The sequence below is a fragment of the Sorangiineae bacterium MSr11954 genome (assembly GCA_037157815.1).
Taxonomy (GTDB): domain Bacteria; phylum Myxococcota_A; class Polyangia; order Polyangiales; family Polyangiaceae; genus Pendulispora; species Pendulispora albinea.
On sequence record CP089984.1, the window covers coordinates 4,525,458 to 4,543,278 of the forward strand.

A 17,821-nucleotide genomic window follows, 5' to 3' on the forward strand; every position below is an offset into this window, starting at 1 on the left:
ATGCACGCTTGGTGTGCGCCTAGATCTGCGTCCGTTCCCCTCATGGCACAATTGGCTGAAATCTGCTTTCTGTGGTGCGAAACGGGAACAATCGAAAAACCATGCGATCCATCGATTTGAACTTGGTGCGCGCCTTCGTGGCCGTGCACGAGACCGGGAGCTTCTCCGGCGCGGCCTCGCGGCTCGGCACACCGCGCTCCACCGTGAGCCGCGCCATCTCTGCGCTGGAGACGTCGTTGGGCGCGACGCTCTTTCATCGAACCACCCGGCACGTCTCGAGCAGCTCGGCCGGCTCCGCGCTCTACGAGCGCATCGGGCCGCAGCTTCACAAGCTCGAGTCCTCGCTCGCGGACGTACCCGAGCGCGAGGAGGTTCCGTCCGGCACCTTGCGCATCACGTCCACCGTCGATCTCGGCACCATGGTGCTGGCCGACGCGGTGGCCCGCTTCAACCTGCGCTACCCGGGCACGCGGGTCGACGTGCACCTCACGGGCTCCTTGGTGGATCTCGTGCGCGATGGCTTCGACTTGGCCTTGCGCATCAACAAGCCGAGCACGCGAAGGGACTCGTCCTTGGTGGCGCAAAGGGTAGGGACGGTCGTGATCGGGCTCTACGCCGCGCCGGGGTATCTGGCGCGCCGGGGTAGCCCGCGCGCGCCCGTCGATCTCGCCGAGCACGATTGGGTCGCGTACCGGAGCGGCAAGTACTTCGGGCTCTCCGCGTCGGGCGAGCTGCTCCTTTCGGAGGCGGAGTCGAACAGCCGAATCACCCCGGAGCCCCGGGTCGTGTGCGACGACATGTTCTTCATGCGCGAGGCGTTGCGCGCGGGCGCCGGCATCGGCGCCATCCCCTCGTTTCTGGGCGATCCCGATGTGGCCAGCGGCTCCTTGGTCCGTCTGATCCCGCGCTGGGTGGAGCATATCGGCCAGGTCTATGTGGTCCACCCCGGTCGCAAGAACCTGCCGCGAAAGGTCACCGCCTTTCGCGATCTGCTGGTGGAGCAGCTGCGCCAGCGGCCCCTGTCGACCGAGGTAAGCCGTCCTTGACGGCCTCTTACTTCTTGCGCTGGTACGGCACGTACTGCTCGCGCGCCTGGGCGACCGAGGGGCGATCGCTCATGCGCGCATGCCAGGCGACGAGGTTCTTCGGAGGTGTCTCGGAGACGCCCTCCTCGAGCGACTTGGCCACCGCCGCGTAGAGCTGAATGTCGGCGATGCTGAACTCCTCCGCAAAGTACGTTCGCTCGCCCAGCACCGCACCGAGGACCTCGGCGACCCACTGCGCGCGTTTGCGCAGCTCGGCGATGCGCGGAAGATTGCGCTGGGGCTCCGGTTTGTAGAGCTCGCCGAACAGCCCTTGTCCGCCGGTGGTGGGCGCCACCAGCGCGGCCTCCAGCGCCATCGCTTGAAACATGAGCGCGCGCCGATTGGGCTCCTTCGGCATCAACGCGCCATGCTTCTCGGCCAGGTGGTAGGCAATGGCACCGGACTCGGCGAGCCGCAGCGGGCCGTCTTCGAGGGCGGGCGACTGCCCGGTCGGAAACTTGGCGCGGTAGTCGGGCCCGCGAACGGTGGCTGCATCCACGTTGCGCTGCTCGTAGGGGATTCCAAGCTCGTTCAGGAGGATTTTGGTCTTGAGACAGTTCGGTGAAGTGTTCCAGTCGTAATAGACGATCATGGGCGTGCTCCCTTCGGCTCCTAAGACGAAGGGCGCCGCCCGCGGGATACGTCCGCCGGCGCGTATCTTTCGTTCTCCCGGCGCGCATCTTTCGTTCGGCGGCGCGTATCTTTTGGGGCGGCTCGATCGTCTCAGGGATTGGAAGGGCGAAATCGTGAACGAAGAGCGCAGTCCCATCGAGGTGCCCATGCCGTCCGCCGTGGAGGCCGTCGCCGCGGAGGCCGCCGAGGCCCGGCGCCGTTTCGACATGGCGTGCGCGCAGCTGCGGCCCGAGCTCCATCGCTTCTGCACGCGCATGACCGGCAGCCCATGCGACGGCGAGGACGTCTTGCAGGACGCGCTCGTCCTGGCCTTTTACCGGCTCTCGGAGCTTCGTGAGGGCGGCGCCCTTCGCTCCTGGCTCTTTCGCATCGCCCACAACAAGTGCATCGACTTTCTGCGCGCCCGCGGACGCTTCGAGCCCATCGACCCCGAGCGCCCCGCGGACGAGGAGCGGACCATGGACGAGGAGCTCGAGCACAAGCAACGCGCCCAGCGCGCGCTGGCGAACATCGTCACCGCGCTACCGCCCCGGGAGCGCGCCTGCGTCCTCTTGAAGGACGTCCTCGACTGTTCGCTGGAGGAGACGGCGGCCATCGTGGGCTCCAACGCCATCGCCGTGCGGGCCGCGCTTCACCGCGGCCGCGCGAAGCTGGAACGGGCCGAGGGCCTCGAGCCCCCGCTGCGCCCTTTGGAGGCGCAGCACCGCGCGCAGATCGAGCGCTACCTGTCGGCGTTCAACGACCGCGACTGGGATGGCGTTCGCGCGCTCCTCACGGACGATGCGCGCCTCGACGTGGTCCATCGAAGCGAGGGCTCCTTTGCCGACGCGTGCTACCTCGTCAACTACGCGCGTCTCACCTGGCGGTGGAAGCTCGAGCTGGCGTGGGTGGACGGCGTCGAGTCGATCGTTCACTTTCGCGAGGAGGGCGGCGTGTGGGTCCCTCACGCCCTGGTCCAGCTTCGGGTTTCCGGCGATCGGATCAGCGCCATTCGCGACTACGTTCACGTCGACTACATGCTCCGTCACTGTGCGGTCACGCCCTCGAGCACGGAGCCCGCTCCGGCCCTTCCTTTCGGCCACTAGCGGCGTTCGCACACCCCCAGGCCGCCTCGATGAACCTGGCAGTCGCCGAGCGCGCCTTTGCACGTGAGCTGGGCGGGGCCGCCCTGGCAATCGAGCGCGCACGACCTCGATCCGTCGTCCGTGCGGGCGCTCATTTCTTCATCTTCATGACGGTGCCGTTGGTGCTGGTCCAATACACGTGGGTCGCATCGACGGCGATGCCCGTCACGATGGCGTCGCGTCTTCGCAGGTACACCCGCTTCGTGGCCACGCCGCCGCGCTTCGGCGCCCGGAAAATCGCCCATTCGTCTGCCCAATAAACCCGGGCGCGAGGCGCGGCCCCAAACCGACCACGCCTTGAACGCCGATGCCTTGGAAAAAATGAGCGGAGCGCGTCTCTTTCGCCGAAGACGACCCCTCCTCGACGAAATCGCGCCCCTACACCGAGCCCGGAGGAGCGGCGACTCGGGGCGCCGCGGGCGGCGGCCGCACGGCATCCGCGCCGGCCCGATGGCCGCCCAGCAATCCGCTGCCCGCGGCCTTAGAAGAAGTTTCCGATCGTGAACTCGAACACGTAGTTCTCTTCGTACGGCAAACGCTGGAGCGGGAAGCCCCACTCGAAGCGCAGCGGCCCGAGCGGCGAGAACCAGCGGACGCCGAAGCCGGTGCTGGTGCGGAGCTTGATGAGGCTCGAGGCGTCGAAGCACGGGCTCACGACATCGCTGAACTGCGGGGAAGGGGTGGTCCGGCAGAATTGATCTTCCGTGTTCCACGCGTTGCCCATGTCGTAGAAGACGACGCCGCGAATACCCACTTTGTCGATGATGGGGAATTCGAGCTCCAAGTTCGAATACGCCTGGAGGTTACCGCCGATGTTCGCGCCGTTGTTGATGGGCGCCGAGTTGGGGTCGAGCGCCGCGTTGAGCGGGAGGCGCGTGCCGATGGTGCGCAGACGGTAGCCGCGCATATCGAGGATGCCGCCGAGGAAGAAGCGCTGGTAGATGGGGACGCCGGCGGAGCTGGGGCTGGTGATGTAACCGAGCTCCGTGCGCAGCTTGAGGACGAACCCCGAGCCGGGCTGCCCGGTGCTGCCGCCGAGCGGGTAATAGAAGTTGCCGGAGAAGCGATGGCGCAGATACTCGATCTCGCTGCCGATGCCCTCGGTCGCCCACTCCGTCGAGAGGTTGAGGTAGATGCCGGAGGTGGGAAAGAGGCGGTTGTCGCGCGTGTCGTAGACGAGCGCGGGGCGCAGCGAGATCGTGCGGCCGTCGTTGAACAGGTTGGCCAGGGGCAGGCGCGGGAACGTGTTCACCACGCTCGACGTGCTCCCGAAGAAGGTCGTGGTGTTGCTGGTGCTGACCTTGTCCTGCTGCACCGTGCCCGTGAGCGAGAGCCGCAGCCACGGCTGCACCAGCGCATACCCGTAGGTGACCGATGCGCCCAGCGAGCTTCGTGAGAAGTCGCTGTACACATAGAGCTGCTGGAACACCTCCGTGCTCATCGACCAATCGGAGTTGAGGAAGTACGGCTCGAAGAAGCGGACGCTGATGATCTGCCGCAAGCTCGAGACCTGCGCCTGCAGCGCCAAGGACTGCCCGTTTCCGAACAAGTTGGCCTGCTGGATCTGCGCGGTGGCGATGAAGTTCTCGACCGAGCTGAACCCGGCGCCCACCTGGAACGTGCCGGTCGCGCGCTCCGCGATTTCGAAGTACAGGGTCACCCGGTCCGGCGCGGAGCCGATTTCGGGGGTCACGTCGACCCGCTCGAAGTAGCCGAGCGCGTTGATGCGCTTGCGCGACGTCTCGACCTTGGTCTCCGAGTAGAGCGCGCCCTCCTCGATCTCCATCTCGCGGCGGATCACCTTGTCGCGCGTCTTGGTGTTCCCCTTGATTTCGATGCGCTCGATGCGGGTGAGCGGGCCGCGCTTGATGGGGATGACGATGTCGACCTCGCGTCGCACGCTGTCGATCTCCGGCTCGGGATCGGCCTCCACGCTGTAGTAGCCGGCGTCCTTGTAGAGCGTGCGCACCGCCTGGAGGTCTTTGACCACCTCGGAGCGGTTGAACCAATCGCCGTTGTGCGCGCGGATCATCTGGCGGAGCGCGCGGCGGCCGCCCAGAGGCTCGATCTCGTTGCCGTTCTCGTCGCGCTCGAAGACCTTGAGCTGCCGGATCTTGAAGCGGGGGCCCTCGTGGATCACCAGGGTGATCTCGATGCCCTCGCGATCGGGGGTGAGCATGACGCGCGGGGTGCCGATCTGCACGTTCATGTACCCGCGGTCGTAATAGAGCGAGCTCATCATGAGCACGTCCCGCTCGAACATGTCCTGCCGGTATGGCCCGCCCGATCCGAACGAGAGCAGGGAGCCTTGGCCGGTCATCATCGTCTCGCGCAGCTCGCTCTCGGGGATGTGATCGTTCCCGATGAAGCTGACCCGCCGCACCGTCACCTGCTGGTGCTCGACGATCTTGAACTTGACGATCACCTCGTTGTCGCGCTGCGAATCGATGGTGTACGAGACCTCGGCGAGGAAGTAGCCCTTCTCTTGATACTGATCCTTGATCTTCTGCACGCTCCGGTTGATCGCCGGGATGCTCAGGATCGTATTGGGTTTGACCTCGATGGCCTCCGAGAGCTTGTCGTTCTCGATCTCTTCGTTTCCGCTGAACTCGATGGCCTTCACATTGGGCCGCTCGCGCACCAAAAAGCGCAAGGTGACGCCGCGATCGCCGCGGGTCATGTCGACTTCGACGTCGTCGAAGAAGCCGGCGTCCCAGAGCGCGCGCACGTCCCCGGTGAGCGTCTCCATCTTGAACGCTTGGCCGATCTTCTCGCGCAAATACGACTGGACTTCTTCCTTGGTCGTTTTGCGATTGCCGCTCACTTCGATGGCAACAATCGTATAGCCCTCGGCTTTTTCACCCTCCGTCTGCGGAATGCGAATCGTCGGCCCCGCGACCTCGGGCGCCGGCGCGCTCGGCGCCGGCGCGCTCGGCGCCGGCGCGCTCGGCGCCGGCGCGCTCGGCGCCGGCGCGTTGGGCGAAGCGGCGGGCGCGCCGGCAGGAGGCGCGCTCGAAGCGGGGGACGCCGGCGGCGGCGTGGTTTGTGGCGCGGGGGCGGCGGGCGCTCGGGGCCGGGTTGGTTGTTGCGCCCACGCAGCCGTCCACACGAGGACCATTGCCAACGCCAACAGGAACGTGGTGAAGGCGACGAAGACGATGCGGCCCACACGCCGCGGCGGCGCACCAACGGAACGGGCGGAGATGGAGCGCTTCAAGGGGGTGCGAGCAGGGGCAAAATGGGAGGGGGGAGGGAGAAGGGGATGCCGATGCGCGGAGTGTGCGAGCCAGCGTGAAGGCTCGTAGCGCAGCAAACCCTAGGAGGTCAACCGCGCGTATCGGTCCACAACGCCTTTTGCCTCAACCCGAGTTTGTTCCCCTCTTTACGAACTCGTCACCTCGCCCGCCCTCCTTTACCGTTGGGCGGTGGTTCCGCCCACCCCGAGCTTGGACCGGCGCTCGGCCAGCTGCGCGCGGAGTCGGTCGTAGCCTTCGCGGAGCGAGAGCGTGCTGGCGAAGGCTAGCGCTTCGTCCAAGGTCTTGCGCTCGGTGTCCGGGTCTTTTTTGGCGGCGGCGATATCGGCCTTGAGCTGATAAAGCCGCAGCTTGCGCGCGCCGTAGGCCTTGCCGATGGCGCGCGACATCGCGTCCAGCGCCTCGTCGTAGCGCTTCAACTCGAAATACGTGCGCCCGAGGCGGGCCGGCGGGTTGTAGTCCTCGGGAAAATCGTGCTCGCTCTGCGTGAACATCGGAATCGCGCGCGCGGGATCGCCGAGCTCGACATAAGCGAGCATCCGGTGTGCATCGAAGACGGCGCGCCCTTTCGCGTCCGGGGCGCGCTGGGCCTCGCCCTCCAGGAACGCCGCCCACTCGGAGGCCATCTGCTTGGCCACGTCCTTTTTGCCGTCGGCTTTGAGCGCGGAGACGAGCATTTCGAAGGCGGCCGAGCGATCGTCGGCCAGGATGGGCCGGCCCGGCAGGTGCACGATGTCCGTGAGCTCTTTGAGGAGCGGTGCCAGGTAGCCGCGCGCGACCGAGCCCTTCGGCTGCTCCTCCACGCACCCCGTGCCCACCGACGCGATCGTCACCCGGTACGATGACATGGGCAGCGCCGTTCCCTCGCGCAGCGCGACCTCCCCGCATCGCTCCGGCTGCTTGGCCCACGCCAGCGCGGCCACGTACGACGTCAGCGCCTCGGGCCTTCGCGCCCAGCCGCGGGGCGCGGCCGCCAGCACCTTTTCGAGGGCGCGAACGGCGCCGGGGGCATCTTTGTGCACGTCGATGCGCGAGGCCTCCGCAAAGGCAGTATCGAGGTCGCCGGTGGTGTGCGCCTTCGTATCGGCCAGGTCATCGAGCACCTTGGCCAGCTCCGGCGCGGTCACCGTGCCCACCAGCTTCCACGAGACCTTCTCCGTCTGCGGATCGATCACCCAGATGGTCGGCAGCGCATCCAGCCCGTACTTGGCAAAGTAGGCGCCGTTCTTTTCCTTCTCGCTGTCGAGCGCGAGCCACACGAACTTATCGGCTTCGGCGCGCAGCTGGGGGGTGTCGAGCACATAGCTCTTCAAACTCAGGCACGAATGGCACCACGGCGCCCAGCCATCGACGAACAGCGGCTTGTTCTTCGCTTTGGCCTCGGCGAGCGCGCGACCGTAATCATCCTCGATGAAGGGCAGGGGGCGCGCGGCCTTGCTCGCCCCAGAGGCTCCCTCGGAGGATGTCGTCGATGCGGCGGTGGTCTGCCCGGCTGCCGGCTTGCCTGACGCGGCAGGTGCGCACGCCGACGTGGCCAGCAGCGCCAGTGATCCGAGTGACAGGGCCGTGAAGCCAAAGAAGCCGAGCTGTCGCATGAAGTTCTCCCGCCCGCCACTGTACGCGAGCACGAAGCGGAGTCAATTTGGTACAAGGCTTCCTTTTCGCGGGTTTACGTCTTCATGCGTCGTAGCCGGCTCAGGTCCTGGCGCGCTCGGGTTGCGTGCTCTTCGAAGACTTGGGCACGAACCAGATGATCGCGCCGATGGCGAACCCGACCGGGACAGCGAACATGGCCGCGCGCATGGGGATGTAGGCGGAGAGCGCACCGATCAGCGGAGGTGACCAGAGGTCGCCAAAGAGGTGGATGACGAAGATGCTGAGCGCCATGGCGCTGGCCCGCCGCTCCTCGGGCACGCTCCGCAGGATGGCCGCGTTGATGGGCGACGAGGCCACGAAGAGCGCGACCTGGCAGGGGACCGAGAACGCAAAGAACGACCCCGATGTATCGGCCACGAAGCAGAGCGCGGCCAGCGGGGCCCCGATGGCCGAGGCCAACGCGCAGGTGGCCAGGTAGCCCAGCGAGCGATTGTGCTCCGGATCCGACTCGCCACGGTCCTTCTTCGCGGCCGCGTCGCCCAGGAACCCTCCCAGCACGGTGCCGATCGCCCCCGCGATGACGGTGATCCCGCCGAAGTACAAGTTCGCCGATTTCAAATCGAGACGATAAGTCTCGTAAATAAAGGTCGGCGCCCAGAAGGCGAAGCCGCCGATGGCAAAGGTGTACGCGGCGTAACCCAGCACCGTGCGCCGGTAGATGCGCAGGGGCCAGAGCAGCTTGGCGGCGGCGAGCAGCGATTCGCGCGTGGTGGCCGCCCGGCGCGGCGGCTCCACGATGAGCAAGCAGAGAAGGGCGAGGACGAGCCCCGGCCCGCCGGCCACGTAAAATGCGGCGCGCCAGCCGTGCTGCGCCTGCACCAGGCCGCCGGTGAAGAACCCGAGCGCCGAGCCAATGGGCATGGCGGCATAAAACACGGCGAGCCAGCGCGTGCGGCGCTCGGGCGGCGCCAGATCGTCGATGACGGTGGGGGCGATGGTGGCGTAGCTGGCCTCGCCGATGCCCACCAGCGCGCGCGAGGCGAGCAGGGACCATTTGCCGGCCGCGAGGCCCGACCACAGGGTGGCGAGGCTCCAAACCGCGACCCCGAGCGCGATGAGGCGGGTGCGCCGTCCCCGGTCGCCGAGCACGCCGAACATGGGGCTGGTGGCAAAATAGCCGACGAGAAACACGGTGGCGGCGGTGCCCTCGACCAGCTTGGAGAGCCCGAGGTCCGCCTCGATCCTCGGCAGCACGGCCGAGAGCACGTAGCGGTCCAGATAGTTCAGGAGATTCAGACCCGTGAGCAGAATGAGAATGGCGAGCGGATGACGGATCACGGCGCCAGCCTAACGCGTCCTTTTGCCCGCCCGCTTGACATTTGTTCAACCCACGAGCTACGTCCCCACGGCAATGCCGAAGAGAGCCTCCAAAGCCGCCGCGCCGGAAGAACGGGCCACGCCGGAAGAGAGCCCGGTCTCGGACGAGACCTCCCCCCCGAGCCGCCCCGCTCGAAGAGCCACCGCGGAAGCGATGGCCTCGCGCCAGCGCGAAATTTCGGTGAGCGAGTTCTTTACGAAGAATCGGCATTTGCTCGGCTTCGACAACCCGGCCAAAGCGCTGCTGACCACCGTGAAAGAGGCGGTCGACAACTCGCTCGACGCCTGCGAGGAAGCGGGCATCCTGCCGGAGCTCATCGTCGAGGTGAAAGAGGTGGGGAGCTCCTCGGGGCCCTCCGGCGCCTCGCGCTTTCGCGTATCCATCGAGGACAACGGTCCGGGCATCGTCAAGCCGCAGATCGCCAAGATCTTCGCCAAGCTTTTGTACGGGTCCAAGTTCCACCGCCTCAAGCAGTCGCGCGGGCAGCAGGGCATCGGCATCAGCGCGGCGGGCTTGTACGGGCAGCTCACCACGGGAAAGCCCGTGGTCATCGTCTCCAAGATCGGCAAAGGCCGGCCCGCGCACCGCATCGAGCTTCGCATCGACACCAAGCGCAATCACCCCGACGTGCTCAAAGACGAGATCGTCGATTGGGACAAAGAGCACGGCACCCGCGTGGAGATCGAGCTGGTGGCGGCCTACCGCGGCGGACGCACCGGGGTGGAGGCGTACCTCGAGCAAACGGTGGTGGCCAACCCGCACCTGGGGCTGACCTTTCATCCGCCCAAGGGCGAGGTCATCTCTTTTCCGCGCGTGGCCAACGAGCTCCCGCGCGAGGCGGAGGAGATCAAGCCGCACCCGCACGGGGTGGAGCTGGGGATGCTCCTGCGCATGCTGCACGACTCGCCCGGCAAGTCCGTGAAGCAGGTGCTGATGGATGACTTTTCGCGCATCAGCGCGGCGCTGGCGGAGCAGGTGTGCGTGCTCGCCAAGGTGAACCCGAAGACCCCGGCGGCCACCATCGTGGGCGACGACGTGGATCGTCTGCACAAGGCGTTGGCCGAGGTCAAGGTCAAGGCGCCCTCCGCGTCGTGCGTCGTGCCCATCGGGGAAGAGCTGCTCATCGAGGGCCTCAAACGGCGCTTCAAGGAAGCCTTCTACGTGTCCACCACGCGCCCGCCCGCCGTCTACCGCGGCAACCCGTTCGTGGTCGAGGTGGGGCTGGCCTACGGCGGACCCGATCTCCCGCCGGACGATCCGGCCGACGTGATGCGCTTCGCCAACCGGGTGCCGTTGCAATACCAGCCCAAGGCGTGCGCCATCAGCGAGGCCATTTACGAGACGAACTGGCGCTCGTACGAGCTGCAGCAGCCGCGCGGGTCCTTGCCCGTGGGTCCTCTGGCGGTGGTCGTGCACCTGGCGAGCGTATGGGTTCCGTTCACCAGCGAGGCGAAAGAGGCCGTCGCCCACTACGACGAGCTTTTGCGCGAGATGCGGCTGGCCGTTCAAGAGTGCGGCCGCAAGCTGGGTGCCCATTTGCGGGCGCGCGAGCGCGCCCAGAGCGAGCAAAAGCGTTTGAGCTTGTTCCAGCGCTACATTCCGGAGGTCGCGGAGGCCATTGGGGCCATCCTCGCGAAGCCGAAGGACAACGTGCAGCAGACCTTCTACTCGGCGCTCCCCAGCTTCGTTCGCATCGTCGAAGAAAAGCCGGAGGTGAAAGCGGAAGATCCCTCCGCCGCCGCGCCCAGCGTCCCCCCACCGCCGCCCAGCGACTCGGGCGAGCCTCCGGCGCCAGTCGCCGCACGGGCGAAGAAAGGTGCGGCACCTTCGCCCAAGGCCGCAGCGAAGAAGGGCGCGCCCGCACCGGCGAAGGGCGAGTCGGACGTGAAAGCTGCGCCTGCGGCGAAGAAGGGCGCGCCTGCACCGGCGAAGGGCGAGTCGGACGTGAAAGCTGCGCCTGCGGCGAAGAAGGGGGCGGCTGCCGCGAAGGGCGAGTTGGACGTGAAGGCTGCGCCTGCGGCGAAGAAGGGCGCGCCTGCACCGGCGAAGGGCGAGTCGGACGTGAAAGCTGCGCCTGCGGCGAAGAAGGGGGCGGCTGCGGCGAAGGGCGAGTCGGACGTGAAGGCTGCGCCTGCGGCGAAGAAGGGGGCGGCTGCGGCGAAGGGCGAGTCGGATGGGAAGGCTGCGCCTGCGGCGAAGGGCGCACCGGTCGCGAAGACGGCGCCCGCCGCGAAGGTGACAGTGGAGTCCACACCGGCCGCGAAGGCGGCGGCTGTTGCGAAGGCGGCACCGGCGAAATCCGCGCCTGCCGCGAAGGCGGCACCGGCGAAATCCGCGCCCGCCGCGAAGGCGGCACCGCCCGCGAAGGCCACGGCCAAGTCCGCGCCCGCCGCGAAGGCGACACCGGCGAAGGCTGCACCGACGAAGACGGCGCCCGCCGCGAAGCCCGCGCCCGCCGCGAAGCCCGCGCCCGCCGCGAAGGCGGCACCGCCCGCAAAAACCGCCAGCAAGGCTCCCGCAAAGGCCAAACCCACCGCGGGCAAGCCCACCGCACCCGCCAAACCCCCGCACCCCAAAAAACGCGGCCCCGTGGCGCTGCAACCCTGAATTTCATCGCGTTAGCGTTAGCTAAGGAGATCCCCCATGGCGGCCAAGAAAGCACCCAGCAGGGCCAAGGCAACCGACAAGGACGTTCGCACGCTCGAGAAGATCGAGAAGCTCGCCCAGTCGGCCCTGCGCACCGTCGAGAAGAAGGAGAACCCTGCGCTCTCGATCCGCATGCGCGCCCTCTCCAACGTCTCGTTCAACGAGAAGAAGCGCATCATCGAGCTGGGCGGAAAGACCCAGTCGCGCGAGTTCTTCAACACGGCCATGGCGCGCAAGTTCATGCAGACGTTCCTCGTCGCGCGCGGCTGCAAGACCCTCATCGACGAGGGCAAGACGGTCAGCATCCGTCAGATGTTCTACATGACCAAGCACACCCTCCAGGGCACCTCGGAGAACACCTTCGAGGACCAGAGCGAGAGCGATCCGATCATCGAAGATCTGGAGGTCACCATCGACGCCCTGCGCGAAGAGCTGCACCTCTTCGCCAACAAGCGCGGTCTGGTGGTCGGCGCCCTCACCGTGAACGACGCGGGCGACGAGATCGACCTCACCCGCATGGGCCGCGGCGGCTGGGGTATCCCCAGCATCTGCGAGGACGATCAGCTCAAGTTCGTGCGCAACAAGGCCGAGTTCATCTTGTGCGTCGAGAAGCAAGCCGTCTGGCACCGCCTCAACGAGGACCGCTTCTGGGAAAAGCACAAGTGCATCCTGATGACCACCGAGGGCCAAGCGGCCCGCGGCTCCCGGCGCTTGCTGCAGCGCATGGCCAGCGAGCTCAAACTCCCCATTTACGTATTGGTCGATAATGACCCGTGGGGGCTCTACATCTACTCGGTGCTCAAGCAAGGCTCGATCAACCTGGCCTACGAGTCGATGCGCATGGCGGTGCCGGGTGTTCGCTTCTTGGGAATGAGCTCGTTCGACTACAAAAAGTTCACATTGCCAAAAGCGGTGGAAATCAAGCTCTCGAAAGAGGACATCGCCCGCGCCGAGCAGATGAAGGCGTATCCCTGGTTCAAGGACAAGAAGTGGCAGCTCGAGATCCAGGAGCTGCTCAAGAACGGCTTCAAGATGGAGGTCGACGCCCTGCTCACCAAGAGCATCTCCTTCATCACGGAGGAGTACATCCCCAAGAAGCTGCGCGACAAAGACTACCTCCAGTAGCGATCGCTTTTTGCGCAGCGGGAAGTCCACCGCCCGGGCGCGGCTTGGACCATAATGGGCCCCCAAAGGAGGTCCCTATGGTGTCGGCGTTCGTCTTCATCTCCGCGGTGCCCGAGCAGCAAGCCGGGTTGTTGCACACCATTTCCGAGCGACCCGAGGTGATCGAAGGCTACCGTCTTGCCTCGGGCGAATGGGTCGTGCGCCTCGTTTGTCCCGAGCTCTCGGGCGTGCACCAGTTCGTGGCCGATCAACTCCGCAACGAGGGCGTGGAGATCCGCATCGAGCGGGTCGACGCCACCCTCAAAGCCGCGCCGCCGACCGACAAAGGCGCGCAGCCGCCCCCGCCGCCCCCGCGCACGGGCTCCAGCCGCTTCGTGGAGCGCGAAAGCAGCGGCACCCGCGAAGCCCTCGAGGAAGGCGCCCTCCCCGCCGACGACGCGGTCTACGCCGCCGACGAGGACGCGCCCGCCGCGCTCGATGCGCCGGCCCCGCCGAGCGTCGTTCCGCCAAGCCGCTCCAGCGGATCGCACGCCCGCCCGCTCACCAACCGCGAGCGCGACGTGATCCGCGCCCTGGCCGCCGTCGTCTGGGTCGACGGGCACGCCGATCCGTCCGAGCTGCAGATCGTCGATCAGGTCATCGCCGGCTACGCCGTGAACGCGGAGCAGCGCAAAGAGCTGCGGGACTTCGTGCGCGAAGAGCGCGCGCTCGATAGCGATATGGCGCTCGAGCGGCTGAGCGCCGAGGATCGCGAGCTGCTCCTGACGAATGCGGCCATCATCACCCACGCCGATGGCGTGCAGCTCCCCTCCGAGAAGACGATCCTGTCGCGGCTCGGCAAGTTGCTCGGTTACTCCGAGGAGCAGGCCACGGTGATCGTAAAATCGGCCGTGGAGGAGGGCGCCATCAGCTTGTCGAGCCGGGTGCTCGAAGAAGAGCCCGAATAACGCCGCGTTCGCTGCCGCCCGAAGGCGCCCGGGGCGATTTAGATTGCGACTGGTCTCTATCTGGCTACCCTCAACGAGGAGCGAGGAGGAGATTGGCCCATGAGCGCTGCGTTCGACGTCATCATCCGGGGTGGTCGATGGTTCGACGGGACGGGGGCACCGTCCGCCGTGCGTCACCTTGGGATTCGCGGAGGGTGCGTGGCGGCGGTCTCGGAGGATCCTCTCCCCGAGGACGGCTGTCCCTCCGTCATCGACGCCCGTGGCAAATGGGTGTTACCGGGATTCGTTGACATTCACACCCATTACGACGCGGAGATCCTGGCGGCGCCGGGGCTTCGCGAGTCGGTGCGGCATGGGGTGACCAGCGTCTTCGTCGGGAGCTGCTCGATCTCCACCGTGCACTCCACGCCGCTCGACTGCGCGGACTTTTTCAGCCGGGTGGAGGCGGTGCCGCGCGAGCACGTGCTCGCCCTGCTCGAGCGCCACAAGACATGGGACAGCGCGGGCGGGTACGTGCGCTTTCTCGAGTCGCTGCCGCTCGGCCCCAATGTGGCGGCCTTTCTGGGCCACTCGGATCTGCGCACCTCGGTGATGGGCCTGGGGCGCGCGGTCGATTCCGCGGAGCTCCCCACGGACGCCGAAATGCGCCGCATGGAGGCGCTGCTCGACGACGCGTTGGGCGAAGGCTTTTTGGGCCTGTCGACCATGACCAACCCCTGGGACAAGCTCGACGGCGATCGGTACCGCTCCAAGTCGCTCCCGTCCACGTTCGCCGGGTGGGCCGAGTACAAGCGCTTCAACCGCATCTTGCGGCGCACGGGGCGGGTTCTGCAGAGCGCCCCCAACATCACCACCAAGGTCAACGCCGTTCGCTTCTTCTGGGAGAGCATGGCGCTGTTCGGCCGCAAGAAGCTGAAGACCACCTTGCTCACCGCCGCCGACGCCAAGTCGACTCCCTTTCTGGCGCGCGCGCTGTGCGCGGTGGCGCGGTTCTTCAATCGCTTTACGGGCGCGGATTTTCGCTGGCAGCATCTGCCGGTTCCCTTCGAGGTCTACGCCGACGGCATCGATCTCGTCGTGTTCGAGGAGTTCGGGGCAGGGCGGGCGGCCTTGCACCTCAAAGACGGCGTGGAGCGCGACGCGCTCCTTTCCGATACCAGCTACCGCCGCGCGTTCCGGCGCGACTACGAGAAGCGCTTCTCGCCGCGCGTCTGGCATCGGGATTTCTTCGATGCGCACATCGTGGCGTGCCCGGATCCGTCGGTGGTGGGCAAGTCGTTCGGGCAGGTGGCCGAGGAGCGAGGCATCCACCCGGTGGACGCGTTCCTCGATCTGGTGGTCGCGCATGGAACGCGCGTCCGCTGGAAGACCACCATCGCCAACCACCGACCCGAGGTGCTCGACCTCCTGAGCGCCGATCCGGCCATTCAAATGGGCTTCGCCGACTCCGGCGCCCACCTTCGGAACATGGCCTTCTACAATTTTCCCATTCGCTTGCTCCGGCGCGTGAAAGACGCCGAGCAGCGCGGGCGGCCCTTCATGTCGCTCGAGCGGGCGGTGCACCGGCTCACGGGGGAGCTGGGCGCTTGGTACGGGATCCACGCGGGCACCTTGCGAAGAGGCGATCGCGCCGACGTCGTGGTGATCGATCCCGAGGGCCTCGACGCCAAGGTCGATGGCTATTACGAAGAGCCCGTGCCCGAGTACGGCGGCCTTTCCCGCATGGTGAACCGCAGCGATGCCGCGGTGCTGGCGACCTTGGTGGGCGGCCGCCTCGTGTACGCGGGTGGGAAATTCGTCCCCGGCTACGGCGAGACCTTGCGAACCGGTTCGTTCTTGCGCGTGGGGGAGGGGCCGCCGCCCTCCGCCGCGTCGGACGAAAAGCCGGCCGCGAGCGGTGCGCGCGAGCGCGGGGGGCAGGGGCACGCGGCGCGGGAGCACGCCGCGTGAGCGAGTCCCGATCGGACGAACCGCGCCCGAGCCGCCCGGCGCCGCCATCGAGCGCCGAGAAGACGCGCCGGAGCCAGCGCGAACGCCGTGAGAACACCATGGCGAAGCTGGTGGAGGCGACCATCGATTCCCTCCGCGAGGTGGGCTACGCGGCCACGTCCGTCAAAGAGGTGTGCCGGCGCTCGGGCATCTCCCACGGCGGGCTCTTTCGCCATTACCCCGCCATGCTCGATTTGATCATCGCGGCGGCGGAAGAAGTGGCGCACCGGCAAATCGCCGAGTTCGAAAAGCGCTTTTGGGGCGGCGGCGGCGCGGAGCCCACCCTCGCCGAGGCCATGCGAAAGCTGCGCGACGCGTGCCGCTCGCCCGTGAACGCGGTCTGGTACGAGCTCTTGGTGGCGGCCCGCACCGACGAGCCGCTCCGCCGCGCCCTCGAAGCGCCGCTCTTGCGCTACTACAACGCCATCCGCGATACGGCGTTGCGCGTTCCGGGGATCGAGGCCATTCCACCGGAGCTGTTCGAGACGATGCTCTTCACCTTGGTGCACGTCTTCGACGGCGAATCCCTGGTTCGAACGGTGCGGCCGCACCGGGAGCTCGAGGAGCGGCGCATGGACTTGCTCCTCGGCTTGATCGCACTGTTGCTGTCCCCGCGCGCCTGATAAGGAACGCGCATGTCCGTGCTCTTCGACAAAGTCCTCATCGCCAACCGCGGTGAGATTGCGCGACGCGTCATCCGCACCTGCCGCCGGCTCGGCATTCGCACGGTGGCGGTCTACTCCGAGGCCGATGCCTCCGCACCGCACGTGCACGAGGCCGACGAGGCGGTGCTCTTGGGGCCGCCGCCGCCCAAAGATTCGTATTTGAATCGCGAGGCGCTCCTCGAGGCCATCGAGAAAACGGGCGCACGCGCCGTGCACCCCGGCTACGGTTTCCTCAGCGAAAACTCCATCTTCGCGCGCCGCGTGGCCGAGCGCGGGGTCACGTTCATCGGCCCTTCGCCCGATGTGCTCGACGCCTTCGGCGACAAGATGAAGGCACGCCACGTGGCGCTCAAGGCCGGAACGCGCCCCGTCCCCGGCACCGATGAGCCCATCGCCATCGACACCCCGGAAGGCGTGGAGGCGGCCAAGCTGGTGGCGGCGAAGGTCGGCTACCCGGTCATCGTCAAAGCCGTCGGCGGTGGCGGCGGCATCGGCATGCAAATCGTCCGCGAAGAGGCCGGCATGGAGCGCGCGCTCAAGTCGTGCTCGGACCGCGGCAAGGCATCCTTCGCCGACGCCCGCGTGTACCTCGAGCGCTATGTCAGCGAGCCGCGCCACATCGAAGTCCAAGTCTTTTGCGACGCGCACGGCAACGCCTACGCGCTGGGCGAGCGCGAGTGCAGCATGCAGCGCCGCCATCAAAAGATCCTCGAAGAGTCGCCCTCGCCCGCGTCCTTCTTCCAAGGCGAAGCCGGCGAAAAGCGCCGCGCCGATCTCTTCGAGGCCGCGCTCCGCGTGGTGAAGAGCGTGGGCTACGTGGGCGCCGGCACGTGCGAGTTCATCGCCGACGCGTCGGGCGATCTCTTCTTCCTCGAGGTGAACGCGCGCTTGCAAGTGGAGCACCCGGTGACCGAAATGGTGACGGGCCTCGACCTGGTCGAGCTCCAACTCCGCGTCGCCGCCGGCGAGGCGCTGCCGGATCTCTCCCGCATCCGCCCCGAGGGTCACGCCATCGAGGTCCGCGTCTACGCCGAAGATCCGAAGAAGGGCTTCATCCCCAAGCCGGGCGCGATCGACGAGCTCGTATGGGCCGGCGGCGCCGGCGACGCCCAAACGCGCACGCTGCGCATCGAATCCGGCGTATCGGCCGGCTCCAAGGTGACCCCCTTCTACGATCCCATGGTGGCCAAAGTCGTCGCCTGGGGCAAAGACCGCGACGCCTCCATCGCCGAGCTTGGCCGCGCCCTCGCCAGCACGACCATCGCCCCCTGCGTGACGAACCTGGGCTTTTTGCAGAGCGCCCTCGAGAGCCCCGAGTTCCGCTCGGGCCGATACGACACATCGTTCGCCGAGATTTTGGCGAAGCGGGGGTGAGCGAG

At 67.1% G+C, this 17,821-nt stretch carries 13 protein-coding genes; 8 read left to right on the top strand and 5 right to left on the bottom strand.

Going from position 1 to position 17,821, the window contains the following annotated elements:
* Positions 1 to 101: 101 nt before the first annotated feature.
* Positions 102 to 1,046, top strand: a complete 945-nt coding sequence (locus tag LZC94_17840; protein ID WXB19088.1) for a LysR family transcriptional regulator — start codon at positions 102 to 104, stop codon at positions 1,044 to 1,046.
* 7 nt (positions 1,047 to 1,053) lie between these two features.
* On the opposite strand, the gene LZC94_17845 is transcribed toward LZC94_17840, so the two are convergent.
* A complete protein-coding gene (locus tag LZC94_17845; protein ID WXB19089.1) occupies positions 1,054 to 1,677 on the bottom strand; it encodes a glutathione S-transferase family protein in 624 nt (207 codons plus the stop codon).
* Between the two features lie 154 nt (positions 1,678 to 1,831).
* Here LZC94_17845 and LZC94_17850 point away from each other — a divergent pair, with 154 nt between their 5' ends.
* Entirely contained in the window at positions 1,832 to 2,803 is a 972-nt protein-coding gene (locus tag LZC94_17850) for a sigma-70 family RNA polymerase sigma factor (protein WXB19090.1), read from the top strand.
* Here the strand turns inward: LZC94_17850 and LZC94_17855 are convergent.
* From LZC94_17855 to LZC94_17870, 4 genes are all read right to left on the bottom strand, one after another.
* Positions 2,800 to 2,937: a hypothetical protein gene (locus tag LZC94_17855; GenBank protein ID WXB19091.1), complete on the bottom strand. Its 138-nt coding sequence runs from the start codon at positions 2,935 to 2,937 to the stop codon at positions 2,800 to 2,802. The genes LZC94_17850 and LZC94_17855 overlap by 4 nt on opposite strands.
* A gap of 386 nt (positions 2,938 to 3,323) precedes the next feature.
* A complete protein-coding gene (gene bamA / locus LZC94_17860) occupies positions 3,324 to 6,059 on the bottom strand; it encodes an outer membrane protein assembly factor BamA (protein ID WXB19092.1) in 2,736 nt (911 codons plus the stop codon).
* A 195-nt stretch (positions 6,060 to 6,254) separates the two neighbouring features.
* Entirely contained in the window at positions 6,255 to 7,691 is a 1,437-nt protein-coding gene (locus tag LZC94_17865) for a thioredoxin family protein (protein WXB19093.1), read from the bottom strand.
* 100 nt (positions 7,692 to 7,791) lie between these two features.
* On the bottom strand, positions 7,792 to 9,030 hold the full coding sequence (locus LZC94_17870; protein ID WXB19094.1) for an MFS transporter: 1,239 nt from the start codon (positions 9,028 to 9,030) through the stop codon (positions 7,792 to 7,794).
* 73 nt (positions 9,031 to 9,103) lie between these two features.
* Between LZC94_17870 and LZC94_17875 the strand changes: the two genes are divergently transcribed.
* From LZC94_17875 to LZC94_17900, 6 genes are all read left to right on the top strand, one after another.
* Entirely contained in the window at positions 9,104 to 11,677 is a 2,574-nt protein-coding gene (locus LZC94_17875) for a DNA topoisomerase VI subunit B (GenBank protein ID WXB19095.1), read from the top strand.
* 36 nt (positions 11,678 to 11,713) lie between these two features.
* Positions 11,714 to 12,841 carry a DNA topoisomerase IV subunit A gene (locus LZC94_17880; protein WXB19096.1) on the top strand — a complete coding sequence of 376 codons (1,128 nt, stop codon included), beginning with the start codon at positions 11,714 to 11,716 and terminating at the stop codon, positions 12,839 to 12,841.
* 77 nt (positions 12,842 to 12,918) lie between these two features.
* On the top strand, positions 12,919 to 13,788 hold the full coding sequence (locus LZC94_17885) for a TerB family tellurite resistance protein (GenBank protein ID WXB19097.1): 870 nt from the start codon (positions 12,919 to 12,921) through the stop codon (positions 13,786 to 13,788).
* 99 nt (positions 13,789 to 13,887) lie between these two features.
* Entirely contained in the window at positions 13,888 to 15,738 is a 1,851-nt protein-coding gene (locus LZC94_17890) for an amidohydrolase family protein (GenBank protein WXB19098.1), read from the top strand.
* Positions 15,735 to 16,400, top strand: a complete 666-nt coding sequence (locus LZC94_17895; GenBank protein WXB19099.1) for a TetR/AcrR family transcriptional regulator — start codon at positions 15,735 to 15,737, stop codon at positions 16,398 to 16,400. The genes LZC94_17890 and LZC94_17895 overlap by 4 nt, the downstream gene beginning before the upstream one ends.
* A 12-nt stretch (positions 16,401 to 16,412) precedes the next feature.
* Positions 16,413 to 17,816, top strand: a complete 1,404-nt coding sequence (locus LZC94_17900; GenBank protein ID WXB19100.1) for an ATP-grasp domain-containing protein — start codon at positions 16,413 to 16,415, stop codon at positions 17,814 to 17,816.
* Positions 17,817 to 17,821 lie beyond the last annotated feature (5 nt).

What these genes read in the sequence shown, in the direction of transcription:
- LZC94_17900 (WXB19100.1), top strand. Translation starts at nt 16,413, where the DNA reads ATGTCCGTGCTCTTCGACAAAGTCCTCATCGCCAACCGCGGTGAGATT.
- LZC94_17890 (WXB19098.1), top strand. Translation starts at nt 13,888, where the DNA reads ATGAGCGCTGCGTTCGACGTCATCATCCGGGGTGGTCGATGGTTCGAC.
- LZC94_17840 (WXB19088.1), top strand. Translation starts at nt 102, where the DNA reads ATGCGATCCATCGATTTGAACTTGGTGCGCGCCTTCGTGGCCGTGCAC.
- LZC94_17855 (WXB19091.1), bottom strand. Translation starts at nt 2,937, where the DNA reads ATGAGCGCCCGCACGGACGACGGATCGAGGTCGTGCGCGCTCGATTGC.
- LZC94_17880 (WXB19096.1), top strand. Translation starts at nt 11,714, where the DNA reads ATGGCGGCCAAGAAAGCACCCAGCAGGGCCAAGGCAACCGACAAGGAC.
- LZC94_17845 (WXB19089.1), bottom strand. Translation starts at nt 1,677, where the DNA reads ATGATCGTCTATTACGACTGGAACACTTCACCGAACTGTCTCAAGACC.
- LZC94_17885 (WXB19097.1), top strand. Translation starts at nt 12,919, where the DNA reads ATGGTGTCGGCGTTCGTCTTCATCTCCGCGGTGCCCGAGCAGCAAGCC.
- LZC94_17875 (WXB19095.1), top strand. Translation starts at nt 9,104, where the DNA reads ATGCCGAAGAGAGCCTCCAAAGCCGCCGCGCCGGAAGAACGGGCCACG.
- LZC94_17865 (WXB19093.1), bottom strand. Translation starts at nt 7,691, where the DNA reads ATGCGACAGCTCGGCTTCTTTGGCTTCACGGCCCTGTCACTCGGATCA.